The sequence below is a fragment of the Psychrobacter glaciei genome (genome assembly GCF_014652895.1).
Lineage (GTDB): Bacteria > Pseudomonadota > Gammaproteobacteria > Pseudomonadales > Moraxellaceae > Psychrobacter > Psychrobacter glaciei.
Map to the genome: position 1 here is coordinate 1 of NZ_BMZR01000018.1, position 942 is coordinate 942.

Here is a 942-nt window from a genome sequence, read left to right on the forward strand (position 1 = left end):
ACGTCGGTACCATCGGACACGTTGACCATGGTAAAACAACCCTAACAGCCGCTATCGCAACCGTAGCAGCAATCACCTCAGGTGGCGAAGCCAAAGACTACGCGTCTATTGACTCAGCCCCAGAAGAAAAAGCACGTGGCATCACCATCAACACCTCACACGTAGAATATGACACCCCAGCACGTCACTACGCTCACGTAGATTGCCCAGGTCACGCCGATTATGTTAAAAACATGATCACCGGTGCAGCCCAGATGGACGGCGCAATCCTAGTCGTATCTGCAACTGACGGCCCTATGCCACAAACACGTGAGCACATCCTGCTTTCACGTCAGGTTGGCGTACCGTACATCGTCGTATTCATGAACAAGTGCGACGTTGTTGATGACGAAGAATTGCTTGAACTAGTAGAAATGGAAGTTCGTGAATTACTAAGCGACTATGACTTCCCAGGTGATGACACCCCAATCATCCATGGTTCAGCTACTGAAGCCCTAAAAGGCTCACAAGAAAAATATGGTCAACCAGCTGTCGTAGAACTACTAAACGTTCTTGACACCTACATCCCAGAGCCAGAGCGTGACATCGACAAAGCATTCCTAATGCCAATCGAAGACGTATTCTCAATCTCAGGTCGTGGTACTGTTGTAACTGGCCGTGTTGAATCTGGTATCGTTAAAGTTGGTGACGAAATCGAAATCGTCGGTATCCGTGACACTCAAAAAACCACCTGTACTGGTGTAGAGATGTTCCGTAAACTGCTTGACGAAGGTCGTGCAGGCGAAAACTGTGGCGTACTACTACGTGGTACTAAGCGTGAAGACGTACAACGTGGCCAAGTACTTGCTAAGCCAGGTTCAATCACGCCTCACACCAAGTTTGACGCTGAAGTATACGTGTTAAGCAAAGAAGAGGGTGGTCGTCATACGCCATTCCTAAACG

1 protein-coding gene is annotated in these 942 nt (G+C 48.6%); it reads left to right on the top strand.

Going from position 1 to position 942, the window contains the following annotated elements; genetic code table 11:
• Window positions 1–942, top strand: a 942-nt coding sequence (tuf, locus tag IE130_RS14105) for an elongation factor Tu (protein ID WP_195826283.1), incomplete at both ends; no start/stop codon positions are given.